Here is a 22,283-nt window from a genome sequence, read left to right on the forward strand (position 1 = left end):
CGTTCAATCGTTAACGATACACGAAGCCGAATCATCCGACCGAAGCGCAAGGAGACCGCGGCGCGCGCCTTAATCGCGTCGTAGCCATTGCGTACAATGAGCGCTCGCCGCGAGAGCGGCATCGACAACACGCGTCACTGACCACGAGGCATTGCATGGCCCGCATCGTTCCCGACGACTGGAAGCACGTCGCCGCCGCCGGCGCCGCCGCACGCGAAATCGAAACGCTGAAGCTGCTCGAAGAAGCGCTGCCCGCCGGCTACACCGTCTATCACGGCGTGCACTGGACGCGCGTCAATCAGGGCTTTTCGGTATTCGGCGAAGCCGATTTCGTGATCGTCTCGCCGTCGGGACGCGTCATGATCGTCGAACAGAAAACGGGCTTTCTGCGCGAAACGCCGAAGGGCCTCGTCAAGGCGTACCTGCAGACCGAGCGTAACGTGGCGATTGCGCTCGCGCGCACGATCGAAGGACTTCATCGGCGCTTTACCGCGGCCTTCGGCGCGGGTGCATATTTCATCGAAGGGCTGCTGTACTGCCCCGATCATGCAGTCAGGGATGCGGCAATTGCCGGCGTGGATCCGGCGCGTATCGTCGACGCGACGAGAAAGGAGCGGCTCGCCACGATCATTCGCGAAGCGTTGCCGGCAGATGAACCGCGTTTGCCATGCGCGGCAAAGATCCACCATTTCCTCGCCGACGAACTGTCGCTGACGCCCGATGCGAGCGCGCTGGTCGGGCAGGCGGGCACGCTCGTCACACGGCTCGCGGGCGGCCTCGCGACGTGGGCGCGCCGCCTCGAATTCACGCCGTTCCGGCTGCGCGTGATCGGCACGGCCGGTTCGGGCAAGACGCAGCTCGCGGTACAGGTGATGAACGACGCGGTCGCGCGCGGCGAGCGGCCGCTTTACGTGTGCTTCAACCGGCCGCTGGCCGATCACATTGCGCGCGTCGCGCCGCCCGAAGCGAAGGTCGCGAACTATCACCAGCTTTGCGACTGGATTGCGCGCGACAGCGGCCGCACGCCGGACTTCGCCGCGCCGGACGTATTTGCGCAGCTCGAAACGGTATTCGCGCAGACGCCGATCGATTCGCGCTGGCAATACGACGTGCTGATCGTGGACGAAGGGCAGGACTTCCGCGAGGCATGGGTGCCGGCGCTCGAACGCGTGCTGCGGCCGGGTGGCGCGTGGTGGTGGCTCGAAGATCCGTTGCAGAATCTTTATATGCGCGAGCCGGTCGCGCTGCCGGGCTGGACCGTGCTGAAGGAATCGACGAATTACCGCAGTCCGCGCGACATTCTCGAGTATCTGCGCGACGTGGTCGGCGCAACGGTGCCGCATGCGGCCGGTCTTACCGCGGCGAGTCCGTTTGACGGCTCCGACATCGCGCTATCGACCTACGACGAAGCGCAAGCCGCCGACAGCTGCGTCGACGCGACCAAGCGCGCGATCACGCAGGCGCTGTCGCTCGGCTTTCGCAAGCAGGACATTGTCGTATTGTCGTTTCGCGGGCGTGAAGGCTCGGTGCTCGCGTCGCTCGATCAGTTGGGGCCGCATCGCGTGCGCAGCTTCACCGGCAAATACGATCTGTTCGGCAGCCCCGAGTACCGCGACGGCGACGTGCTGCTCGAATCGATCTATCGCTTCAAGGGCCAGGCCGCGCCGTGCGTGATTCTGACTGAAGTCGACTTCGATGCGTTCGACGAGCGCAGCGCGAGGAAACTTTTCGTCGGTGCGACGCGCGCGACGATGAAGCTGATCGTCGTCGCGTCGGAGCGTGCCGCGCGGCATCTGCAGCCAGGTACGGGTGAAGCGGGCGAAAACGCCGGGACGGCCGCGGTCAACCCCAGCGCGACGCATTGACGAGCGTGCCCGAACGCGTTTGCGCATCCCACCAGATCACGCGCAGCAACGGCGCCGCCTGCGCGATGCGCAGCGCCTGCACCGGATCGCTTTCGATGAAATGCGTGACGCCGCAGCGCAACGCCGCCGCGGCTTTGTGCGCGGCGGCGCCGAGCGGCGTTTCGTCGTGCTTGTCGGGCACGCGCATCACGAGTTCGAGGTGCCCGAAGCCGTGGCGTTCGAGCCACGCGCGCGTGCGTTCGAGGTCCGTTTGCGGCCGGCCCGTGATGACCGCGCGCACATGCTGCAAGTCGATGCCGGGCAGCGCCTCATACGGTTGCAGCGCATCGCGCTCGGCGAGCGCGGCGCCCAGGTCGGCGTCGTAACGCGTGAGCGGCACATCGGGCAGCAGAATGCCGTCGAGGTCGATCGCGTAGGTTGCGTACTGGTGATCGTGCGACATCGATTGCGCGGCGCCGGCTTCGACCTGCAGCCAGTCTTCACGATACCCGTCGGTGTACGCCTGGCGCTCCCACGGGAACAGCGCGAAATAGCCGCTCGCATCGTTGGCGAAGTCGGGGCGGATGCGGCTCAGTTCGTCGAAGGCGCCTGTCAGCGTCTTGACGATGAGTCCATGCTGTTCGAGAAACGCAATGCAGTCGACGAGCGTAAAGCCGCGGCCCGCGATGTCTTCGCATAGCAGCACTTTCGAGCCCGGCGACGGCAGCGGCAGCGACGAATCCCATGTGACGTGGCGCGCACGGCGCTCGTAGCTCAGGAACGCGACCGGCACGCCGATGCTGTGCGAGGCCATCAGTGCGAGCGGCGCGCCGCCGCGCAGAATGCCGATGGCGGCCGAAAATCCTTCTGCGAGCAAGGCGGGCTGCAACGATTCGATCCAGTGGTCGAGCTGTTCGTAAGTGAGCGGAAGAACGGGCTTTTTCATGGGCTGGCGTTCGGTTGCGTTCAGGGCGCGAATTGATGTTGGAAGAGGGCCGATGGGTCGATACGCATGCGCCGCCGGCATGACGGCTTTTTCGGGATGGAGGCGATATTATGCATGCGGTTCACGGGTGCGCGCTCACGATCGTGCGTCGCATGCGAAGAAGCGCACGGTGGGCCACCACGAACAACGGAAAAGAACAGGCCAGATCATGCGGGAAGAACATGGGAAACTGCACGGGAAACCGCGCGAAGCACGGTACGCGCCGGCGCGGCATGCGAGCCGCCGGGGGCGCGATGCGATATGTCACAAGCTGACCTTTGCGATACTCGGATGCTGCGTCGCAGCGGCGGCTCATGCGACGCCAATGGCGCTCGACGTGACGGGCAAGATCGCGAACACGACGGACAGCGCGCACCACGTGTTTCATTTTTCGGAAGCGCAGATTATCGCGCTGCCCGCGCACTCGATTACGACTTCCACCTCCTGGACGCCGAAATCGACCTTCACGGGCCCGCTGCTCGCGGATATCCTGAAAAAGGTGGGCGCGTTCGGCAAGCGCATCGAAGTGCACACATACGACGACTACACCTACACGGTGCCGGTGTCGGACACCGATCGCTACGGCGTGATCGTCGCGTATAGCATGAACGGCCAGCGGCTCAAGATCAGGGATTTCGGACCGCTTTTCCTCATTTATCCGCGTGACGCGTATCCGGCGGAGCTGACCGGCGCGGCCACGGATGCGAAATTCGTATGGCAGATCAAGGCTTTGATCATCAAGTGACGCAAGGGCGGCCGCGACCGCCGGCGTCGATGCGCCGCGCGCTGCGACCGTGGCGGCGCCGCATCGTTTATGTGCTGATCTGGCTGACGGCGCTGGCTGCGCCGACCGCGGCGATCGGCTATCTGCTGTACGCGACGCTGCTGAGCCCGCGCGTCACCCAGCTCGCGGATTCGTACGACGGCGTCTACTGGGACGCGGCGCAGTTGCAGATTGCCTATGCGCGCCTCGAAAGCCAGCTGCTTCAATACGAAACGGGCATCGACGGCGACTACGCGAAGCTGCGGCTGCAATATCACGTGCTGCAGTCGAAGCTGCGCGTGATGGCCGGCTCGACGCGCCAGCTTGCCGGCAAGGCGGTGCAGTCCGAAGAGCAGCAGCGTGAAATAGCGGCGCTGGCCGGAATGCTCGACGCGCTCGGGCCGACGCTCGACGCGCTGCCGCGCGACCCGTTGCTGGCCAACAAGATCGTGCTCGAACTGCGTCGCCATTGGGACGAGATCAACCATCTCGCGCTGTCGCGCCGTTCTTCGGAAGTCGCGACCCGCGCGGCGCTCGATACCGATTTCCTCGCGAAGCGGCGCATGCTGTTCGCGGCGGTCCTCGTGCTGATGCTGCTGTCGGCGGCGGCGAGCGTGCAGCTCGTCGTCAACGCGCGGCGGCGCACGAAGCTCATCAGACAGCAGCGCGCCGCGCTCGAAGCCGAGCATCAGGCCACGCGCGCGGCCCGCGAAGCGAGCCTCGCGAAGGACGCGTTTCTCGGCATGATCAGCCACGAGCTGCGCACGCCGCTGCACGCAATCGTGTCGTCGATCGAATTGCTCGGCTTCAATTTCCACTCCGAGGCCGATCGCAAGGTCATCCGCCGTCTCGAATCGGCTGCGCGCCAGCTCGAAACGCAGATGAAGGACCTGACCGACTATGCGCGGCTCGGCGCGGGCAAGCTCGAACTGCGCGACGAGCAGTTCGAGCCGCGCGAACTGCTCGCGTCGGTCGTCGACGAAAGCGAGCCGGCCGCGCACGCACGCGGCCTTGTGTTCGCGAGCAGCGCAAGCGGCGTCGAGGGGCTCGTCGAGTCGGACCCGCACCGCATCCGTCAGATCGTCACGAACCTTGTGACGAATGCGATCCGCTACACCGAAAAGGGCACGGTAACGCTGCATTTCGAGCAACGCAGCGACGCGCTGGCGATCGTGGTCAGCGATACCGGGCCCGGCGTGCCGAAGGCGCAGCTTCCGTTGATCTTCAAGGAGTTCACGCGGCTCGACGAATCGCGCGCGCGGCGTTTCGACGGCGCGGGCATGGGGCTCGCCATCGTGCAGGGACTCGTCGACCTGTTTGGGGGCGAGCTTACGGTCGATAGCCTCGTCGGCGTCGGCACGACCTTTACGGTGACGATCCCGGTGAAGCCGGTCGAGCCGCCGGCCGCCGCAAGCCTGGGCGCGCGAGCGCGGCGGCGCGGCGCGCGCCCTCGCGTACTGGTGGTGGACGACAACCAGCCCGTGCGCGAATCGCTGTGCGAGATGGTCGAGCACATGGGCTACGAAGGCGCGGCGGTCGGCGGCGCGGATGCCGCGTTCGCGTGGCTCGAGACGCAGCGGTGCGAACTGATCCTGCTCGACCTGCAGATGCCGGACAAGGACGGTTATGCGTTCATCGTCGAATTCAACGCCGACGAGGCGCGTGCGCGCGGCGTGCCGGTAATCGCGGTCACCGCTTATGCGCCCGAATTGCAGACGCATGGCGCGGCGCCGCTCTTCTTCGACTGTCTGACGAAGCCCGTGCATTACGACGTGCTGCATGCGGCCGTGCATCGGGCACTGGCCGCGCAAGGGAGTACGGCGGGCGGCGCGGCCGCGGTTCTATGAGCCATGGCCGCGGGCCTGCGACGGGCGGCCGCGCCGCGCGTGCGCGACCTATAACCGGCGCAGCCGCTTCGACAGATCGGCCACCAGAATCGCCATCCGCGCGGGCTTCTCGTAGCACGCGACATCGAATGCGCGCACGATCTCGCTGATATCGGACTCGCTGGCCTTGCCCGTCAGCAGTTCGCCGGTCAGCACGAAGATCGGCGCGTCCGGGTTTTCCGACGCGCGCACCGCGCGGATCGCGTTGGCCGATGTCTGGTCGCCGAACAGCCAGTCGATTACGACGCCGTCGAATACTTGCGTCTGCAACGATTCGTTGAACGCCGCGAGACCGTAGATCGCCACGGCCGCGAAGCCGTTGCGCTCGAGATAGTCGCGCAGGTTGTCGGCCGATGCACGATCGTCGTCGACGACCGCGATCAGCGGCTTGTCGGTTTCGGCACGCCGCGGGTAGATTTCGATCTTGTGGACTTCGAACGCGTTCTGATAGAGCGCGCCGTCGCAGCGCACGACGCGCCACTGGTCCTGCTTCGACCACGCGATGAATTCGGGCCGGCTGCCCGGCTCGATCGGTGCGCCGACCCAGGCGGTGCAGGCGATCTCGGCTGTGCCGATGCTGAACAGCGCCTCCTGTGCCGTTGCGCCGACCATGCCGGGGTCGAGCGATTGCGCGCCGAACAGTTGCGCGGCGGGCTCGCCGAACACTTCGGCGACTTTCCTGATCTGGGAGAGCGTCCACGGGCTGTTGCCGCGCAGTTTGCGATGGCCCTGCGAGAAGCTCAGGTCCAGGATGCGGCACAACTCGCTGGTTTGCTGGCGCTTGGCAATGCCGTGCCGGCTCATCAGTTCGCGCACGCGTTCGGCAACAGCGAGAGAGTCGGCGGAAAGGGCGTCGTTAGACATGCTGGATGTAGGTTCAGTCGTCGAGTTATTCATTGGGCATCGTGCGCCTCACGTATTCTAACGAGGAAGTGCATGCGAATTGCATCAGGATGACTACTGGATTGACGCTTGACGTCCGGCGCCGATAAGACGAAGTGCTCCCTTCACTACGTTACCGTCGCCGCGTGGCGTTTATTCGGGTGTGCTCATTGGGGGCGCTCATGTTGGGACGCTCATCTGGGCGCAATGTCCCGACGCACACGCATGATGTGCTGCTCGACGTAAAACGCCGCGGCATCACCGTCTCCGTTGACGATCGCCTCGTAGATCAACCGGTGTTCGGACACATAGAGACGGATGCGGCCAATGTCGTAGATCGCGTCGTCCTTCAGACGCTTCCACAGCGGCTGGTTCATTGCCTTTGCAACTTCATCGGCGATCTTCACGAACAGCGCGTCGCCGGTCATGATGGCGAGCTGACGGTGGAACAGCCGGTCGCTGTCGTTCCACAGCGCGCGTTGCGCGGCGTCGGTTACGTCGGTCAGCGAATCCATCTGCGCGAGATAGTGCTCGGCGATCTCGTCGCGCCGCGCGTGCATGGCCGCGCGCCTTGCAATAGCGGGTTCGAGCACGAGACGTACGTCGAGTGCCGAGGTCGGGCTGAAGTCGGCATCGGCGCCGAGCGCCGCGCCGCCGCCTGGCGCCGTGGCGAGCCGCTGCAGCGCATCGGCGCAGACATAGGTGCCGGAATTGCGCCGCGTCAGTACGAGCCCTTCGTTCTGCAACGCGCCTATGGCCTCGCGCACGGCGGGCCGCCCGACGCCGAAGCGCGCCGCGAGATCGCGCTCGGACGGCAGACGCGACTCCGGCGCGAACTGCCCGTTGCGGATATCGGCGCGCATCCGTTCGGCGACCTGTTCGTAGATCTGTTTGGGACGAAACGGGTTATCGGGCGGCAGCAATGTCATGGCCGGAAGCGCCTCAGTCGACTGATCCAGAATCAAACCAGTTCGAGGCGGTTTTTTTGAAATTGGTTGATATGGAACCAAAGCTGGTCTACATTCAGCGCCAGTATAGAACAGTCTGAGTCGGAGACAACAATGGTCTGCATAAAGGATCATTCGTCGGCATTGCCACAAGCAATGCAGGGAGCCGGGAAGCCATGAAATTGAACCGCGTGATCAGCACGGTCGAAGTCCATACCGCGGGTGAGCCGTTTCGCATCGTCACCAGCGGTCTGCCGAAAATTCCGGGTAAAACCATCGTCGAACGGCGTGCCTGGCTCAAGGAGCACGCGGACCATCTGCGCCGCGCGCTGATCTTCGAGCCGCGCGGCCACGCCGATATGTACGGCGGGTATCTGACTGATGCGGTCAGCGAGGGCGCCGACTTTGGCATCGTTTTCGTTCACAACGAGGGGTATAGCGATCACTGCGGGCATGGCGTGATCGCGCTGGCCACCGCCGCCGTATCGCTTGGCTGGGTCGAGCGGACCGAACCGGAGACGCGCGTCGGCATCGATGCGCCGTGCGGGTTTATCGAAGCGTTCGTCAAATGGGACGGCACGCACGCGGGCAGCGTGCGCTTCGTCAACGTGCCGTCGTTTATCTGGGAGCGCGACGTGACCGTGCGTACGCCGAGCTTCGGCGAGGTGCGCGGCGATATCGCGTTCGGCGGGGCGTTCTATTTCTATACGTCGGGTGCGCCGTTCGAACTCGCGGTGCGCGAGTCGGAGATCGACCGGCTGATCCGCTTCGGCGCCGAAGTGAAGCGCGCGGCCAACGACGCGTTCGAGGTCCGGCATCCGCATATTCCCGAAATCAACCACGTGTACGGCACGATCATCGATAACGCGCCGCGCCATGCGGGCTCGACGCAGGCGAACTGCTGCGTGTTCGCGGACCGCGAGGTCGACCGGTCGCCGACGGGTTCGGGCACCGCGGGGCGCGTCGCGCAGCTTTATCTGCGCGGACGGCTGAAGGACGGCGAGACGCTCGTCAATGAATCGGTGATCGGCACGATTTTTCGCGGCCGCGTACTGAGCGAGACGAAGCTCGACCGCTTCGATGCGGTGATTCCCGAGATCGAAGGCGATGCCTATATTTGCGGATTCGCGAACTGGGTTGTCGATGAGCGCGATCCGTTGTCGTATGGGTTTCTCGTGCGCTGACGCGGCTCCCGGCTTGCGCCGCACGCACGCGACATGGGAAAGCACCGCGCGAAGGCGCAGCCCGATCCGGTCGTAGCTCGACCGACTGCATTGACGGAGGCTTCATCGATATGCCGCATAGCCTGTCCACACCGCTTTTCGATGCCGCCGAGACCGCGCGGCTCACACCGTATGCGGCGCTGGTCGACGCGCTGGCCGGTGCCGTCGTCGATTACACCGGGAAGCGCATCGCGAGCCCCGAGCGGCTTGTCGTGCCGCTCAACGACGATGGCGTGCTGCTGTCGATGCCGGCCACCGCGCCGGACCTCGCGATCCACAAGCTCGTGAACGTCTGTCCGCGCAACCGCGAGCGCGGGCTGCCGACGATCCACGGCCAGGTGATGGCGATCGAGCCCGACACCGGCGAGACGCTGTTTATCCTCGATGGCCCGACGGTGACGGGCCGCCGCACCGCCGCGATGACGATGCTCGGCGTGCGCCTGCTGAGCCATGCGGCGCCGCGCGATGTGCTGCTGATCGGCACCGGCACGCAGGCGGCGAATCACGTCGAGGCGTTGAGCGAACTGTATCCCGACGCGCTCGTGCGCGTGCGCGGCAGCACGCCGGCGCGCTCGCATGCGTTCTGCGGCGAACAGGCGGCGAAGTTGCAGACACAGGCGGGGGCGCAGGCACGCGCGTGCCGCTTGCAGCCGCTCGACGAAACGACGGTGCCCGCTTCGGTCGACCTCGTCATTACGCTGACGACGAGCCGCACGCCGGTCTATGACGAAGTGCCGCGCGCGGAACGGCTCGTGGTCGGCGTCGGCGCATTCAAGCCCGATATGGCGGAGCTCGGCGCACGGACACTGCATGGCAGCGCGCTGTTTGTCGACGACCCGGCCGGTGCACGGCATGAGGCGGGGGATCTGATTCAGGCGAACGTGGACTGGGCGACAGTCGCGGGGCTCGCGGCCGCGCTGAGCGGCTCGGTGCGTGACGGTGACGGTGCGCCGCGGGTCTTCAAAACGGTCGGCTGCGCGGCGTGGGATCTCGCGGCGGGGCGCGTCGCCCGAGGCGTGCTGGACGCCGCTTAGCGGGACCCGCCGCGGGAGTCGCACGACCGTTCACTATCCAGGCCCGGCCGCGCGCAACGTGCAAACAATGCGAAAACGTTGCAACATAGGCGTCTCGCGAAAACGCTGCGACCGGATACCGGACGTCCGATCCGGCTCCCTTCGGCCACGATCGGCGACTAGGGGCGACTAGGGGCGACTACGGCGACTACGGGCCGCCACCGGCCCGGTTCGCCGAACCCGCATGACGTCACCCCGGGCTCGACCGCCGCGTTTTTTGCCGATCCAGTTCCTCGACCGCTGCTTCTTATTTGGTGCGACCGCGCTATGACCACTTCCAACGCTTCCGCTACGCCGGATCTCCCGCTCGACATGATCATCTTCGGCGGCGCCGGCGATCTGTCCGCCCGCAAGCTGCTGCCCGCGCTCTTCATGGCGCATTCGCACGGCAATCTGCCCGCCGACACGCGCATTCTCGCGATCGGCCGCCGCGACTGGACGCGCGAACAGTATGTGAACTTCATGGAAGAGCATTCGAAGCCGTTTATCGAACGCAAGGCGCTCGATGCGGCCGCGTGGGACAAATTCCTTGCGCTGTTCGACTATGTGCGCATCGACGTCGACAAGGGCGACGACTATGCGCGTCTTGCCGAGGCGTCGCGACCGAACGCGCGGCGCATCTTCTATCTCGCGACGTCGCCCGAACTGTTCACGACGATTTGCGACAACCTCGCCGCGCATGCGCTGATCGACACCCATTCGCGCGTCGTGCTCGAAAAGCCGCTTGGCCATAACCTCGAATCGGCGCAGGCGATCAACAACTCGGTCGGCAAGCACTTCGAAGAAACGCAGATCTACCGGATCGACCACTATCTCGGCAAGGAGACCGTGCAGAACCTGATGGTGCTGCGCTTCGGCAATGCGATCTTTGGGCCGCTGTGGCAGGCGCCGTATATCCGCAGCGTGCAGATCACAGTGGCGGAGACGGTCGGCGTCGGCAGCCGGGCCGGCTTCTACGATCAGACCGGCGCGATGCGCGACATGGTGCAGAACCACTTGCTGCAGCTGCTGTGCATCGTCGCGATGGAACCGCCCGTGTCGCTCGATCCCGATGCGGTGCGCGACGAGAAGCTGAAGGTGCTGCGCTCGCTGCGCCCGATGACGGCCGAGGATATTTCGCGCGACACCGTGCGCGGTCAGTACACGGCGGGCGCGGTCGGCGGCGAACCGGTGAAGGGTTATCTCGAAGAAGACAACGTGCCGAAGGACAGCCGCGCCGAAACCTTCGTCGCATTGCGCGCGCACATCAACAACTGGCGCTGGGCACATGTGCCGTTCTTCCTGCGCACCGGCAAGCGGATGGCGAAGAAGCTGTCGGAGATCGTCATCGAATTCGCGGATCTGCCGTTCTCGATCATGCCGAACAGCCCGTGCGGTCCGCGCAGCTGCGGCAACCGGCTCGTCATCCAGCTGCAGCCGGCCGAGTCGATCCAGTTGCAGATGCTCGCGAAGGAGCCGGGCAGCGGCATGCGCACGTTGCCGGTCAACCTGAATCTCGATCTCGAACAGGCGTTCACGGGCCGCCGCGCGGAAGCGTACGAGCGCCTGCTCATCGACGTCGTGCGCGGACGCCTCACGCACTTCATGCGCCGCGACGAACTCGAAGCCGCATGGGCATGGGCCGATCCGATCATCGAAGGCTGGAAGCAGGCCGGCGACCGGCCGCGGCCTTACACGGCGGGCACGTTCGGGCCGGGCGCGTCGACCGCGCTGGTGACGCGCGAGAATATGGTCTGGTCGGAAGAGTCTTGACTTGCCTGCCTCGATCGCTTCAAACCCGCTTCAAATCCGCTTCAAATTCGCTTCAAACGAATCGATGGACTCGCGGGGCAGCGTCGCTTGATAAACGCGGTCGCCCCGCGAGATCGTCCAGTCGACATAACGGTTTTTCAGACGGCCCCCTCACGCCGTATGCAAGCCCCCACGCATCAATTCGCGCACGCGCGACATGTCGGCCTCCACGTGTCCCGTGCGCTCGAACAGCTCCGCGAGCCAGTCGACGAACGCGCGCACGCGCGGCGACACGCGCCGACCCTTGACGTACGCGATCGAGACGGCGGTCGGCACCGGTTTCCACTCCGGCAGCACTTCGCGCAGCAAGCCCGCGTCGAGCCACTGCTGCGCGGCGATCCGCGCCGGCTGGATCAGCCCGAGCCCTTGCAGGCCGCAGGTCAAACAGGCCTGCTCGTCGTTGACGTTGACGAAACCGTCGACCCTCACCGCAAGCGGGCTGCCGTCCACTTCGAAATCGAAGCTGGCCGAACGCTCGCTTTGCCGCGCCGTGCAGTTCACTGCGACGTGCCGCGCGAGATCGTCGAGCGTCGCGGGCACGCCGCATCGCTCGAGATATGCCGGGCTCGCGCAGGTCACATGCTCGAGCGTGCCGAGGCGCCGTGCCGCGAGGCCCGAGTCGGGCAGCTCGCCCAGCTGGATGCTGCAATCGACGGCCTCGCCGACCAGATCCACCATGCGGTGGCTTACGCCGATCGACAGTTCGATGTTCGGAAAGCGCGCGTGGAAATCGTCGAGCGCGGGCAGCACGAGCGCGGTCGCGACCGCGCCCGGCATTTCGACGCGCAGGCGTCCGCTCGGATTCGCGTCCGTCTGCCGCAGGCTCGCTTCCATTTCGTCGATATCCGCGAGAATCTGCGCGCAGCGCTCGTAATACGCAGCGCCTTCCGGCGTGAGACTCAGGCGCCGCGTCGTGCGGACCAGCAACGCGGTGCCGAGCAAGGCTTCGAGGTTCTGCATGATCGTCGTCGCAGTCGCGCGCGGAATGTTCAACGACTCCGCGGCGCGTGTGAAGCTGTTCGTATCGACGATCCTGATGAAAGTGCGCATAGCCTGAATACGGTCAATCACAGTGACTTCTCCAAGGAGAGCTACTTGACAAAAACATGCAGCAACGACGAGCGGCCGGCGCACCTATCGGAAAGGCACGCCGGCACTGCGGGGCGAGACTCGGTTATGCCGCTGGACTGCGCGCGGCGGCTAATGGGCAGTTAATCGGCGCGATGCCGAAAACGCGGTACTACCGCCCGTCGTGGTCATGTGGGTTCCTGCAAGAGAGGCCTTGCGGCCGCAGCCTTCAAACAGGCGGCAGGCTCGCTTCGTTCGGGTCGGCGCGTTTCCGGCATCGGCATCGGGGCAGGCGTAGCTGAGGTACGCAATCGGCACGGCGAACGCTATGTGACGTGGATCGAAGCGCGAATCGAAGGTCTCTCGTCAGGGTTCCTATACTACGGAGCGAAAGCGTCCCGGGGAATACCTGAACGTCTTGAATATTTGCCTATTTCTCGCGCCGCCTCACTGAAAAGCCCATTTAGTGCTAGATTTCAAGCCTTATTCTGTTGCGCGCGAGAATTGTGTGTGCGGCGGGCGCACTCCGTCCGCACCGTTTCGACGCAACGCCGTTTCATCTCAGGTATGGCAATGACCTTCGCTCCCGATCTCTCCGTTATCCCCGCTTCGCACGTTGCGCCGGACGTGCGTTCCAGGCCGCGTCCCGTCAGCCGCGCGCAGCGGCATATGGTCGAGTTGTTCGACCGCCTCGCGCCGACCGACGGCTTTACGTATTCGTGTGTCAATGGCGTGAAGCTGATGCGCGCCAGCCGGCCGATGCCGCGCCACCCGGTCATGTATGAGCCGAGCATCGTGATCGTCTGCCAGGGGCGCAAGCGCGGCTTTCTCGGCGGCCAGTCGTACGTGTACGACGCACAGCAGTACCTCGTGCTGTCGGTGCCGCTGCCGTTCGAATGCGAGACCGAGGCGAGCGAAAAGGAGCCGTTCCTCGGGATTGCGATCGATGTCGATCTGGCGATGGTCGCCGAACTGCTGATGCTGCTCGAAGAGAGCCGTACCGACACGCACGAGGCGCCGCGCAGCATCTACTCGACGCCGCTCGACCCGACGCTTTGCGATGCGGTCGAGCGTCTGCTCGAAGCGCTCGCCGCGCCGCTCGACGCGCGCGTGCTTGCGCCATCGATCGTGCGCGAAATCTGCTATCGCGTACTGACCGGCGTGCAGGGCCATGCCATTCGCGCGGCACTGACGCATCAACAGCACTTCGGGCGCATTGCGAAGGCGCTACGGCGCATTCATAGCGATTACGACCGCGCGCTCGACGTCGACACGCTCGCGCGTGAAGCCGGTATGAGTCTCGCGGTATTCCATGCGCAGTTCAAGATCGTGACGTCGACCTCGCCGATGCAGTACGTGAAGACGACGCGCCTGCATCAGGCACGTCTGCTGATGGTGCAGGACGGCGTCAACGCGAGCGTGGCGGCCGCGCGCGTCGGTTACGAGAGCGCGTCGCAGTTCAGCCGCGAATTCAAGCGCTTCTTCGGCCTTACGCCGACCGACGAAGTGCGGCGCATGCGCGGTGCGCTCGAAGCGCCGCCGGCAAGCATCGCGCCGCCGCCGCGGCATCTGGTCGAGGCGCGCTGATATCCAAGCGCCGCCGTTGTTGCGCAGCGCCGCACCGTGGTAATCGCTATACCAGCATGAGCGCTTGACTGGTTAAAGCCGCGCGGCTTTCATACGATGGTCTTTCGCAGTCCCCATTCGCACAGAGGGAGAGAGACGCATGAAACGCTTTCATATCGCCCTGGCCGTCGCCAATCTCGAAGCATCGATCGAAGATTACAGCCGCCGTCTCGGGCAAACGCCTGCGGCGGTCGTGCCAGGCCGTTACGCCATGTGGCGCACCGATCTGCTCAATTTTTCGATTAACGAGAATCCGCCGCGCGCGGGCCAACTGCGTCATGTGGGCTTCGAAGACGATGGCGCCGAGGGGTTCACGAGTACCGTCGACGTGAACGGCATCGAATGGGAGCAGTTTTCCGCGCGTGAGCAGGATCGGCGTATCGTCGGGATGTATGGCGTGCCGGTGCGATCTGAAGGCGGCGCGTAAGGGAAAGGCGCGCAAAAACACGGCGAACCGTGCGCCGTTGCGCGCCTCGCTGAAGCCCTTTAGACGCGCGACTATACTGATCGGACCCAACGCGATGTACTCGAACACAGGAGGAGCAAATGGTCAAACTCGCGCTTTACGTCCGTCTCGAAGCCAAGCCCGGCAAGGAAAACGATGTCGAGCAGTTTCTGCGTGGCGGCTTGCCGCTTGCCGAAGCGGAACCGGAGACAATCGCATGGTTCGGCGTGCGGCTCGGCCCGTCGACGTTCGCGATTTTCGACGCATTCAACGATGAAGCGGGCCGCAACGCGCATCTGTCAGGCAAGGTCGCTGCCGCGCTAATGGAAAAAGCGGGCGACCTGCTCGCCGAGCCGCCGAAAATCGAAAAGATCGACGTGCTCGCGGCGAAGCTGCCGCACTGAAACGGCCTATGGTTTCGTTGCCTCGCGCGCCTGCGCTTCGTCGTTTGCATAAAGCGCGCGTTTGTCCTCGTACATCAGCAGATCCGCGCGCTGTACGCCCGCTTCGAGCCGTTCGCCGCGCTGCACCGTGGCGGCGCCCATCGAAAAGCTCAGCGGCGTGCCCGGATAGAACTGATTGTTGAGTTCGACCAGTTGCCGGATCGTCTCGATCATCGTCGCGCCGCCGCGCTCGTCGGTGCCGGGCAGCAGCACGGCGAACTCGTCCCCGCCGATGCGCGCGGCGACGAACGGGACTTCCATCGCCTTCGCGAGCACCTCGCCCGCGCGACGCAGCAGCGCGTCGCCGGCCGCATGCCCGAGCTGGTCGTTCACGCGCTTCAAGCCATTGAGGTCGGCCATGATGACGGTAACCGGATACGGGCCTTTGCGCTCGAGCCGATTCAGCTCGTCGACGTAGAACGAGCGGTTGCGCAGTTTCGTCAGTACGTCGTGCTTGCCGAGGTACTCGAGGTACGCTTCGGCCTTCTTGCGCGCGGTGATGTCGGTCAGCGCGACGAGTACGAGATCCCAGTTCCGTTCGTGGCCCGGCAGCACCGAGAATTGCAGGTGCACGTGCAATTCGCTCGCATCGAGCGAATAGTTGAGTACTTCGCGCTGCTGGAACAGCTTGCCATCCCACAGGTCGATCAGCTGCTCGCGGAAATGCGGGCGCATGTCGTCGCGGAACACGTCGGCGAGGCGCGCGAGCAGCGTGTGTTTGTCAGGTGCGGCAAACATTTCGAGCGTGTGCTGGTTGACGTCGAGCACATGAATTTCCTGCATGCAGCGCTCGACGAATTCCGGATGCACATCGGTAAACGTGCGGAAATCGACGATGCCCTGCGCGCGCGCATCGTCGAGCAGGCGCTTGACGGCGCTGAAATCTTCGACCCATAGCGACACCGGCGAATGCTCGAATAGCCCGCGCGCGTATTGCTCGGCGTGCGCGATGCGTAGACGCGTGCGTTCGAGTTCGGTGACGTCTTCGACCGACACGAGCACGCGGTCCCATAGCAACGCGTGGCCGGGCAGCACCTGGCCCTTGAGCAACACGTCGAGACGCCGGCCGCCAAGCGTGTAGTTGACTGTCTGGCTCGTGAAATGCGTCTGGCCGGACCACAGTTGGCACAGTTCTTCGAGATGCGTCTTCAGCATGTCGTCGCGGAACACGGCCGAAAGGTTGCCGGTCAGCTCGCCGAAATCGGTCGCGTCGAATAGCGCGAGCGTCTTGCGGTTGACCTTGATCACGCGGATGTGACCTGCGCACTCGGCCACCCGCAGCGGATTGGCCTGCAGGAACGTGCGCAGATCAGTCACGCCTTGCGCGCGCCAGTCGTCGAACAGCGCGCGCACGCCGCTGAAGTCTTCGAGCCACAGCGAGACGGGGGCGAGCTCGAACATATCGGCGTCGTCGCTGGGCGTGGCGTCGCCGGGCGGGCGCGGATCGACCGGGGCGGGGACTGGCGGGAAAGTCGGCATGGCAGCTTTGAATTCGTCGAAGCCGCTATTTTAAGATGCGACGGGGCGCGCCAGAAAGCAGGGTAAGTTTGAGTATCTGCACACCGCAATAATCAACTGACCGCGACACCCGTTCGCCGTAACCGGCGTTTTCGCCGAAAGCCAGGGAAACGACAAATGACCATCGAACTGACGCTGCTCGCGTGGACGCTCCTGCTCGCACTGATCCAGGTGCTATTGCCCGCGCTGTTGCGTAACCGCGAGACCGGCATTGCGTACAACACGGGCGCGCGCGACCAGCCGGGCGCGCCGGTCGGCAAGATCACCGGGCGGCTCATGCGCGCGCAGAGCAATCTGTTCGAGACGCTGCCCGTGTTTGCCGCAGCCGTGCTGATCGCGCACGTCGCGGGCCGCGACGATGCGCATACCGCACTCGGCGCGTGGCTGTATCTGTGCGCGCGAGTCGTGTATGTGCCGCTCTACGCGGCCGGCGTGCCGTATGTGCGCTCGCTCGTATGGGTGGTGTCGCTAGCGGGTATCCTGCTGGTTCTCGGCCGGCTGATCTGACGCCGGCCTTTATCCACGAGCGCCGCCATTGCCACCCGTGTCACGAAAGGAGCCTTGAACACATGAACGATCCGACGTCGACGATCGAAATCGAAACCGCGCCGAACCCCGAATTCGCCGTGATCCTGATGCATGGCCTCGGCGCCGACGCGAACGATTTCGTGCCGCTGATCCCCGAACTGCGCCTCGCCGGCGCACCCGCGGTGCGCTTCGTGTTCCCGAATGCGCCCGAGATTCCGGTGACAGCGAACAACGGCTGTGTGATGCGCGCGTGGTACGACATCCTGTCGTTTCAGGGCATCAACCGGCAGGTCGACGAAGCGGGCATCGACGCGTCATGTGCGACCGTGCGGCAGCTGATTGCCGAACAGAACGCACGCGGCATCGCGACATCGAAAGTGTTTCTCGCGGGCTTTTCGCAGGGCGGGGCGATGACGTACTCGGCCGGGCTCACGCATCCGGACGCGCTCGCCGGCCTGATCGTGCTGTCGGGCTATCTGCCGTCGCAGCCGTATGTCGAAAGCCGTGCGAGCGAAGCGAACCGCCGCACGCCGGTGTTCGCCGCGCATGGCACGCAGGACGACGTGCTGCCGGTCACGCTCGGCGAAACGGCGCGCGACTATGCGCGGGCGCACGGCAACGAAGTTCAATGGCATGCGTATCCGATGCCGCATTCGGTCTGCGCGGAGGAGATCGTCGCGCTGCGCGCGTGGCTCGTGGCGCGATTGAAGTAAAAAGCAAACGCGCCATCGAACGAGCGGGCGGCAACGGAAAAGCGCGGCACGCGCGAGGCGCCGCGCGCCGCCGCCAGTACCGCTTCGCTCATGCCGACGACGGGGCGGCTCCAGTCGAAGGCACGGCCTGCGCGGCTTTCGACGCGTCGTCGCCGGAAGCGCAAACGACATCGCAATCGACCTCGCCGGTGCCGTTCGCGGCCGCGGTTTTTCGGTTTGCCGCGTAAGCACGCGGTGTCATCCCGTAGCGTTCCTTGAACGCGCGGCTAAAGTGCGCGGCGCTTGCGAAGCCGCACCGATACGCGATTTCCTGAATCGCGCCCTGCGGCGCACCGGCCAGCATCCGCGTCGCGTGTTCGAGACGCAGCGTCCACGCGTAGCGCATCGGCGACAGCCCGTTTGCTTTCAGCGCGCGCGTGAGACAGCTCGCCGAGATATTGAGCTCTTCGGCGATGCGCACGACGCTCAGATCAGGATCGCCGATACGGCGCGCGATCACCTGTCTCGCGCGCAGCATCGTTGCCGCACTCGCGCGGCGCGACGCACGCGAATCGCGTTCGGTGACGAGCACGTCCATCAGATCGAGGCACTGGTCGCCGAGCCGCTCGAGCAGCGGCTCGCTGGCCTTGCCGGCCTGCGCCGTCAGATTGAGCACGAACTCGCGAACGGCGCCGACGTCCGCCGACGCCGCATCGGGACGGCACACCATCGGGAAGCGGTGGCGCAAGCCACGCTCACGCAAGGCCGCTTTCGGAAAACGCAGGACCGCGAGGCGCGTCGGCTCGCGAAACGATTCGTTGAACATATGCAGCGGATCGACCACGGCGATGTCGCCGGGGCCGAACTTGACGGTCTGTCCACGCTGTTCGACCGACATCATGCCGCTTCTGACCACCTTCACGAACAGATGATCGCCGTTCCAGGACGGCGGACGCTGCATGATCGGCGAAACGGACTGCCACGCGATGTCGACGTTGATGATGTCGGTTTGCCCCGCGTGCGCGAGATGCGCGGTCGATGGGGCCGAGCAGGTCGTGTCGAGCCGGCAGTGCAAACCATGCGTCGTCGAGATTGCGTCGATCCATGCGCTGCGACCCGATGGCGCGCCGTCCCAGCTGTGTTCGATAAAACGGGTATCCATGGCCGTACATCTCCTTTCCTGTGGGGCGCGAAGCCTTGGACGAATGCAAATGCGGCATTGCTGCGAGTCGTCCCGTGGATCGACATGCCTCGCTCAGAGCGGCGCTGAGGCGGTGCAACCAGGTCCGGTACGCGGCACCTCCCGTATAAGCCGGGAGAACAGCGCAAAAGCGAAGAATATTCCGTTCGCGCCGTGTGAGTCGACGAATGCTGATATGCGCCGCGCACAGTCAAATCATTTGCCTTGCACGGTCAATATCGCGCGTGTATCCGTGCGCGGCGAACCCGCTACGACAAACCCGCCGGATGCGGCGCGCATGCGGGATCTTGCGCTTTTCATGCGCGCCGCGGCACGTTGCCTTCTCCTCCAGACAAACCCGGATTGCTGCGTCAAAAGCGCCGCTGATATCGTGCGCAACGGACGGATGGAAGCGCTTCCATTCCTGCTTGATCAACGATCCCTGCGGTTCAACCTTGCCTGAGGAGTGCCCGTGGCTCAAGACGCAGTTGAATCCCTCGATGTCGCCGGCGGCAGCAATGTGGGCGGCGATCCATTCACGCCCGCTGCCGGTTCCGCGCTGTGGCGCAAGAACTTCCTGATCGGCGCGGCGACGGCCTCGTATCAGATCGAAGGGGCCGTCAACGAAGACGGCCGCCTGCCGTCGATCTGGGACACGTTCTCGGCCACGCCCGGCAAGGTGCTGCACGGCGATACCGGCGCACAGGCGTGCGACCACTACCACCGCTGGGAAAGCGACGTCGAACTGCTTGCGTCGCTGAATTTCGAAGCGTACCGGCTATCGATCGCCTGGCCGCGCGTGATGGACGAAGCGGGGCGGCCGAACCGCAAAGGGCTCGACTTCTACAAGCGTCTGCTCGGCAAGCTGAAGGACAAGGGCCTGCAGACTTTCGCGACGCTCTATCACTGGGACTTGCCGCAGCATCTCGAAGATCGCGGCGGCTGGCTGAACCGCGACATCGTCTACCGCTTCGCCGATTACGCGGATCTGATGAGCCGCGAACTCGCCGGCCATGTCGACGCATGGATGACGCTCAACGAGCCGTGGTGCTCGGCGTTTCTCGGTTACGGCAATGGCCATCACGCGCCGGGCCGCGCGAACCTGCGCTATGCGGCGCAGGCGATGCATCATCTGCTGCTCGCGCATGGCGAGGCGCTCGCGGTGCTGCGCGAGAACGATCCCGCATCGAAGAAGGGCATCGTCGCGAACGTCGGGCGCGGCACGGCCAACACGCAGAGCGCGGCCGACACGCACGCCGCGCATCTGTTCGAAGTGCAGCACAATGCGTGGATTCTCGATCCGCTTCTGAAGGGCACCTATCCGGCCGATCTGTGGACGCTTTGGCCCGGCGCGGAACCGCTCGTGCTCGACGGCGACATGCAGACCATCAGTGCACCGCTCGATTTCCTCGGCATCAACTATTACTTCCGCACCAATGTAAAAAGCGACGGCGCGAACGGCTATATCGAAGTGCCGCTCGCCGGCGTCGAGCGCACGCAGATGGGCTGGGAAGTCTATCCCGACGGCCTGCGCGATCTGTTGACCGGCTTTCACCGCAACTATCGCGCGCTGCCGCCGATCTACATCACCGAAAACGGCATGGCCTCCGACGACAAGGTCGACAACGGCCAGGTCGACGACGCGCAGCGCATCGCGTTTCTGAAGCGCCACCTCGCGGCTGTCGACGAAGCGTTTGCGCAAGGCGTCGACGTGCGCGGCTATTTCGTCTGGTCGCTGCTCGATAACTTCGAATGGGCGTACGGTTACGAGCGCCGCTTCGGCGTGGTCCATGTCGACTACCGGACCCAGCAGCGCACCGTCAAACGCAGCGCGCAACTGATCTCGAAGTTCCTGCAGGAACGCGCCGCGCGCGCCTGATCCTGCATCTTTCGTCCTCGTTTTCATCGGGCTTGCCGGCGGCGCGCCGGCAAGCATGCAGCCGACTTCAAACAAGCAGGCGCAACGCCTGGAGGAGATGCGATGAAGAGCAGAAGACCCGCAGCGCGCACGAACATCGCCGTGGCAAGCGCTTGCGCGCTGGCCCTATGCGGCGCGTTCGCCCAGCTGGCCGCCCCGGTAACCGCACAGGCGGCCGAGCCGCTCAAGGCGAACGTGATTCACTGGTGGACGTCGGGCGGCGAATCGGCCGCGATCCGCCAGTTTGCCGAGGCGTACGACAAGGCCGGCGGCCAGTGGGTCGACAACGCGGTGGCCGGCGCCGATCAGGCGCGCGCGACCGCGATCAACCGCATCGTCGGCGGCGATCCGCCGACTGCCGCGCAATTCAATACGTCGAAGCAGTTTCACGATCTGATCGACCAGGGCTTGCTCAACAACGTCGACACGGTGGCCGCGAAAGAAAACTGGGCGGCCATTTTCCCGCCGTCGATTCTGAACAGCATCCGCGTGAACGGCCATTACTACGCAACGCCGGTCGATATTCACATGCAAGGCTGGTTCTTCTATTCGAAGCCGCTGTTCCAGAAGGCCGGCATCGCCAACGAACCGCAGAACTTCGACGAGTTCGTCGCCGATCTCGACAAGCTCAAGAAAACCGGCGCGATTCCGCTCGCGTTCGGCGGGCAGCCGTGGCAGGAAAAAATCACGTTCGACGCGATTTTCGCGGACGTCGGCGGGCAGGACCTGTATCTTAAGGTGTACCGTGATCGCGATGTCAACGCGGTGAAGTCCGATGCCTTCAAAAAGGTGCTCGCCTCTTTCAAGAAGCTGCACGACTACGTCGACCCTGGCTCGCCGGGGCGCAACTGGAACGATGCGACCGCGCTCGTCATTTCGGGCAAGGCCGGCGTGCAGATCATGGGCGACTGGGCGAAGGGCGAGTTCTCGGCGGCGAAGCAGTCGGCGGGCAAGGACTTCGGCTGTTTCCCGGGCTTCGGACCGCATTCGCCGTATCTGGTGGCCGGCGATGTATTCGTGTTTCCGAAGACCGACAATCCGAATGCGATCAAGGCGCAGAACCTGCTTGCGACGGTGATGACGTCGCCCACGGCGCAGGTGGCGTTCAGCGAGCGCAAGGGCTCGATTCCGATTCGCCCGGACGTCGATACGAGCCAGCTCGATATGTGCGCGAAGGAGGGCATTGCGATCATGAAAGACAAGTCGCGGCAGTTGCCGAATCCGGAGATGCTGATTTCGCCCGATGTGCAGGGCGCGTTGACCGACGTCATCACGAACTTCTGGAATAGGAACCAGTCGGTCGACGATGCGCAAAAGGCCTTCGCCGGCGCGTTGAAGGGCTGAGCGAGCGATGAGCGCGCTCAAATCGCAGGCTCTCGCGGACGTGGCCGGCAAGCCGCGTCATGGCGGCGCTCATGCAGGCGCGGGTTCAAGCCCAGGCACGGGCGCAGGAACAGGCGGCGAGACTGCC

The 22,283-nt window shown here is 64.8% G+C and carries 20 protein-coding genes; 13 read left to right on the plus strand and 7 right to left on the minus strand.

Translation table 11 applies throughout. The features are described from left to right. Positions 1-155 precede the first annotated feature (155 nt). Positions 156-1,865, plus strand: coding sequence for an ATP-binding domain-containing protein (locus QYH69_RS05665; RefSeq protein ID WP_308830912.1), 1,710 nt, complete (start codon positions 156-158; stop codon positions 1,863-1,865). On the opposite strand, the gene QYH69_RS05670 is transcribed toward QYH69_RS05665, so the two are convergent. Then, positions 1,843-2,790 (minus strand): phosphoribosyltransferase, encoded by a 948-nt coding sequence (locus QYH69_RS05670; RefSeq protein WP_308830913.1) that lies wholly within the window; start codon positions 2,788-2,790, stop codon positions 1,843-1,845. The genes QYH69_RS05665 and QYH69_RS05670 overlap by 23 nt on opposite strands. Positions 2,791-3,154: 364 nt before the next feature. On the opposite strand from QYH69_RS05670, the gene QYH69_RS05675 reads away from it, so the two are divergent. Further along, positions 3,155-3,574 (plus strand): molybdopterin-dependent oxidoreductase, encoded by a 420-nt coding sequence (locus QYH69_RS05675; protein WP_308831075.1) that lies wholly within the window; start codon positions 3,155-3,157, stop codon positions 3,572-3,574. Next, complete coding sequence (locus QYH69_RS05680; RefSeq protein ID WP_374992353.1) at positions 3,544-5,439, plus strand: hybrid sensor histidine kinase/response regulator; 1,896 nt, start codon at positions 3,544-3,546, stop codon at positions 5,437-5,439. The genes QYH69_RS05675 and QYH69_RS05680 overlap by 31 nt, the downstream gene beginning before the upstream one ends. A gap of 48 nt (positions 5,440-5,487) precedes the next feature. Here the strand turns inward: QYH69_RS05680 and QYH69_RS05685 are convergent, their stop codons facing one another. Both QYH69_RS05685 and QYH69_RS05690 read right to left on the minus strand, forming a co-directional pair. After that, positions 5,488-6,342 (minus strand): helix-turn-helix domain-containing protein, encoded by an 855-nt coding sequence (locus QYH69_RS05685; protein ID WP_308830914.1) that lies wholly within the window; start codon positions 6,340-6,342, stop codon positions 5,488-5,490. Positions 6,343-6,554: 212 nt separating this feature from the next. Further along, positions 6,555-7,289 carry a GntR family transcriptional regulator gene (locus tag QYH69_RS05690; protein ID WP_308830915.1) on the minus strand — a complete coding sequence of 245 codons (735 nt, stop codon included), beginning with the start codon at positions 7,287-7,289 and terminating at the stop codon, positions 6,555-6,557. A gap of 194 nt (positions 7,290-7,483) precedes the next feature. Between QYH69_RS05690 and lhpH the strand changes: the two genes are divergently transcribed. The 3 genes from lhpH to zwf all read left to right on the plus strand — a co-directional run bounded on the left by lhpH (position 7,484) and on the right by zwf (position 11,355). Further along, complete coding sequence (gene lhpH, locus QYH69_RS05695; RefSeq protein WP_308830916.1) at positions 7,484-8,491, plus strand: trans-3-hydroxy-L-proline dehydratase; 1,008 nt, start codon at positions 7,484-7,486, stop codon at positions 8,489-8,491. Between the two features lie 110 nt (positions 8,492-8,601). Further along, positions 8,602-9,564 (plus strand): bifunctional Delta(1)-pyrroline-2-carboxylate/Delta(1)-piperideine-2-carboxylate reductase, encoded by a 963-nt coding sequence (gene lhpI, locus QYH69_RS05700; RefSeq protein WP_308830917.1) that lies wholly within the window; start codon positions 8,602-8,604, stop codon positions 9,562-9,564. A 306-nt stretch (positions 9,565-9,870) separates the two neighbouring features. Next, positions 9,871-11,355 carry a glucose-6-phosphate dehydrogenase gene (gene zwf / locus QYH69_RS05705; RefSeq protein ID WP_308830918.1) on the plus strand — a complete coding sequence of 495 codons (1,485 nt, stop codon included), beginning with the start codon at positions 9,871-9,873 and terminating at the stop codon, positions 11,353-11,355. A 150-nt stretch (positions 11,356-11,505) separates the two neighbouring features. Here zwf and QYH69_RS05710 read toward each other — a convergent pair whose 3' ends face one another. Next, on the minus strand, positions 11,506-12,465 hold the full coding sequence (locus QYH69_RS05710; RefSeq protein WP_308830919.1) for a LysR family transcriptional regulator: 960 nt from the start codon (positions 12,463-12,465) through the stop codon (positions 11,506-11,508). 666 nt (positions 12,466-13,131) lie between these two features. Between QYH69_RS05710 and QYH69_RS05715 the strand changes: the two genes are divergently transcribed. The 3 genes from QYH69_RS05715 (at position 13,132) to QYH69_RS05725 (ending at position 14,937) form a co-directional block, all read left to right on the plus strand. Beyond that, complete coding sequence (locus tag QYH69_RS05715; protein WP_308831077.1) at positions 13,132-14,049, plus strand: AraC family transcriptional regulator; 918 nt, start codon at positions 13,132-13,134, stop codon at positions 14,047-14,049. 139 nt (positions 14,050-14,188) lie between these two features. Further along, a complete protein-coding gene (locus QYH69_RS05720) occupies positions 14,189-14,515 on the plus strand; it encodes a hypothetical protein (protein WP_308830920.1) in 327 nt (108 codons plus the stop codon). 119 nt (positions 14,516-14,634) lie between these two features. Further along, positions 14,635-14,937, plus strand: coding sequence for an antibiotic biosynthesis monooxygenase (locus QYH69_RS05725; RefSeq protein ID WP_308830921.1), 303 nt, complete (start codon positions 14,635-14,637; stop codon positions 14,935-14,937). A 6-nt stretch (positions 14,938-14,943) separates the two neighbouring features. Here the strand turns inward: QYH69_RS05725 and QYH69_RS05730 are convergent, their stop codons facing one another. Beyond that, a complete protein-coding gene (locus tag QYH69_RS05730; RefSeq protein ID WP_308831078.1) occupies positions 14,944-16,377 on the minus strand; it encodes a sensor domain-containing diguanylate cyclase in 1,434 nt (477 codons plus the stop codon). Between the two features lie 234 nt (positions 16,378-16,611). On the opposite strand from QYH69_RS05730, the gene QYH69_RS05735 reads away from it, so the two are divergent. Continuing rightward, the gene (locus QYH69_RS05735) at positions 16,612-17,001 is read left to right on the plus strand and encodes an MAPEG family protein (protein WP_308830922.1); all 390 of its coding nucleotides are present in this window, start codon (positions 16,612-16,614) and stop codon (positions 16,999-17,001) included. A 62-nt stretch (positions 17,002-17,063) separates the two neighbouring features. Then, positions 17,064-17,735, plus strand: a complete 672-nt coding sequence (locus QYH69_RS05740) for a dienelactone hydrolase family protein (protein ID WP_308830923.1) — start codon at positions 17,064-17,066, stop codon at positions 17,733-17,735. A gap of 88 nt (positions 17,736-17,823) precedes the next feature. Here the strand turns inward: QYH69_RS05740 and QYH69_RS05745 are convergent, their stop codons facing one another. Continuing rightward, positions 17,824-18,876 (minus strand): AraC family transcriptional regulator, encoded by a 1,053-nt coding sequence (locus tag QYH69_RS05745; RefSeq protein ID WP_308830924.1) that lies wholly within the window; start codon positions 18,874-18,876, stop codon positions 17,824-17,826. A 229-nt stretch (positions 18,877-19,105) separates the two neighbouring features. Continuing rightward, on the minus strand, positions 19,106-19,330 hold the full coding sequence (locus QYH69_RS05750; protein ID WP_308830925.1) for a hypothetical protein: 225 nt from the start codon (positions 19,328-19,330) through the stop codon (positions 19,106-19,108). A 36-nt stretch (positions 19,331-19,366) separates the two neighbouring features. Between QYH69_RS05750 and QYH69_RS05755 the strand changes: the two genes are divergently transcribed. Together QYH69_RS05755 and QYH69_RS05760 are read left to right on the plus strand one after the other, a co-directional pair. Next, the gene (locus QYH69_RS05755; RefSeq protein ID WP_308830926.1) at positions 19,367-20,773 is read left to right on the plus strand and encodes a GH1 family beta-glucosidase; all 1,407 of its coding nucleotides are present in this window, start codon (positions 19,367-19,369) and stop codon (positions 20,771-20,773) included. Between the two features lie 102 nt (positions 20,774-20,875). Then, positions 20,876-22,156 (plus strand): ABC transporter substrate-binding protein, encoded by a 1,281-nt coding sequence (locus tag QYH69_RS05760; RefSeq protein WP_308830927.1) that lies wholly within the window; start codon positions 20,876-20,878, stop codon positions 22,154-22,156. Positions 22,157-22,283 lie beyond the last annotated feature (127 nt).

It is taken from the genome of Paraburkholderia sp. SARCC-3016, assembly GCF_031119615.1.
Taxonomy (GTDB): Bacteria; Pseudomonadota; Gammaproteobacteria; order Burkholderiales; family Burkholderiaceae; genus Paraburkholderia.

Excerpts from the sequence above, each read along its gene's own strand:
- QYH69_RS05670 (WP_308830913.1), bottom strand. The coding sequence starts at position 2,790 with ATGAAAAAGCCCGTTCTTCCGCTCACTTACGAACAGCTCGACCACTGG.
- QYH69_RS05715 (WP_308831077.1), top strand. The coding sequence starts at position 13,132 with ATGGTCGAGTTGTTCGACCGCCTCGCGCCGACCGACGGCTTTACGTAT.
- QYH69_RS05685 (WP_308830914.1), bottom strand. The coding sequence starts at position 6,342 with ATGTCTAACGACGCCCTTTCCGCCGACTCTCTCGCTGTTGCCGAACGC.
- QYH69_RS05735 (WP_308830922.1), top strand. The coding sequence starts at position 16,612 with ATGACCATCGAACTGACGCTGCTCGCGTGGACGCTCCTGCTCGCACTG.
- QYH69_RS05760 (WP_308830927.1), top strand. The coding sequence starts at position 20,876 with ATGAAGAGCAGAAGACCCGCAGCGCGCACGAACATCGCCGTGGCAAGC.
- QYH69_RS05720 (WP_308830920.1), top strand. The coding sequence starts at position 14,189 with ATGAAACGCTTTCATATCGCCCTGGCCGTCGCCAATCTCGAAGCATCG.
- QYH69_RS05725 (WP_308830921.1), top strand. The coding sequence starts at position 14,635 with ATGGTCAAACTCGCGCTTTACGTCCGTCTCGAAGCCAAGCCCGGCAAG.
- lhpI (WP_308830917.1), top strand. The coding sequence starts at position 8,602 with ATGCCGCATAGCCTGTCCACACCGCTTTTCGATGCCGCCGAGACCGCG.
- QYH69_RS05745 (WP_308830924.1), bottom strand. The coding sequence starts at position 18,876 with ATGGATACCCGTTTTATCGAACACAGCTGGGACGGCGCGCCATCGGGT.
- lhpH (WP_308830916.1), top strand. The coding sequence starts at position 7,484 with ATGAAATTGAACCGCGTGATCAGCACGGTCGAAGTCCATACCGCGGGT.
- QYH69_RS05690 (WP_308830915.1), bottom strand. The coding sequence starts at position 7,289 with ATGACATTGCTGCCGCCCGATAACCCGTTTCGTCCCAAACAGATCTAC.
- zwf (WP_308830918.1), top strand. The coding sequence starts at position 9,871 with ATGACCACTTCCAACGCTTCCGCTACGCCGGATCTCCCGCTCGACATG.
- QYH69_RS05680 (WP_374992353.1), top strand. The coding sequence starts at position 3,544 with ATGGCAGATCAAGGCTTTGATCATCAAGTGACGCAAGGGCGGCCGCGA.
- QYH69_RS05665 (WP_308830912.1), top strand. The coding sequence starts at position 156 with ATGGCCCGCATCGTTCCCGACGACTGGAAGCACGTCGCCGCCGCCGGC.
- QYH69_RS05740 (WP_308830923.1), top strand. The coding sequence starts at position 17,064 with ATGAACGATCCGACGTCGACGATCGAAATCGAAACCGCGCCGAACCCC.
- QYH69_RS05675 (WP_308831075.1), top strand. The coding sequence starts at position 3,155 with ATGGCGCTCGACGTGACGGGCAAGATCGCGAACACGACGGACAGCGCG.
- QYH69_RS05730 (WP_308831078.1), bottom strand. The coding sequence starts at position 16,377 with ATGTTCGAGCTCGCCCCCGTCTCGCTGTGGCTCGAAGACTTCAGCGGC.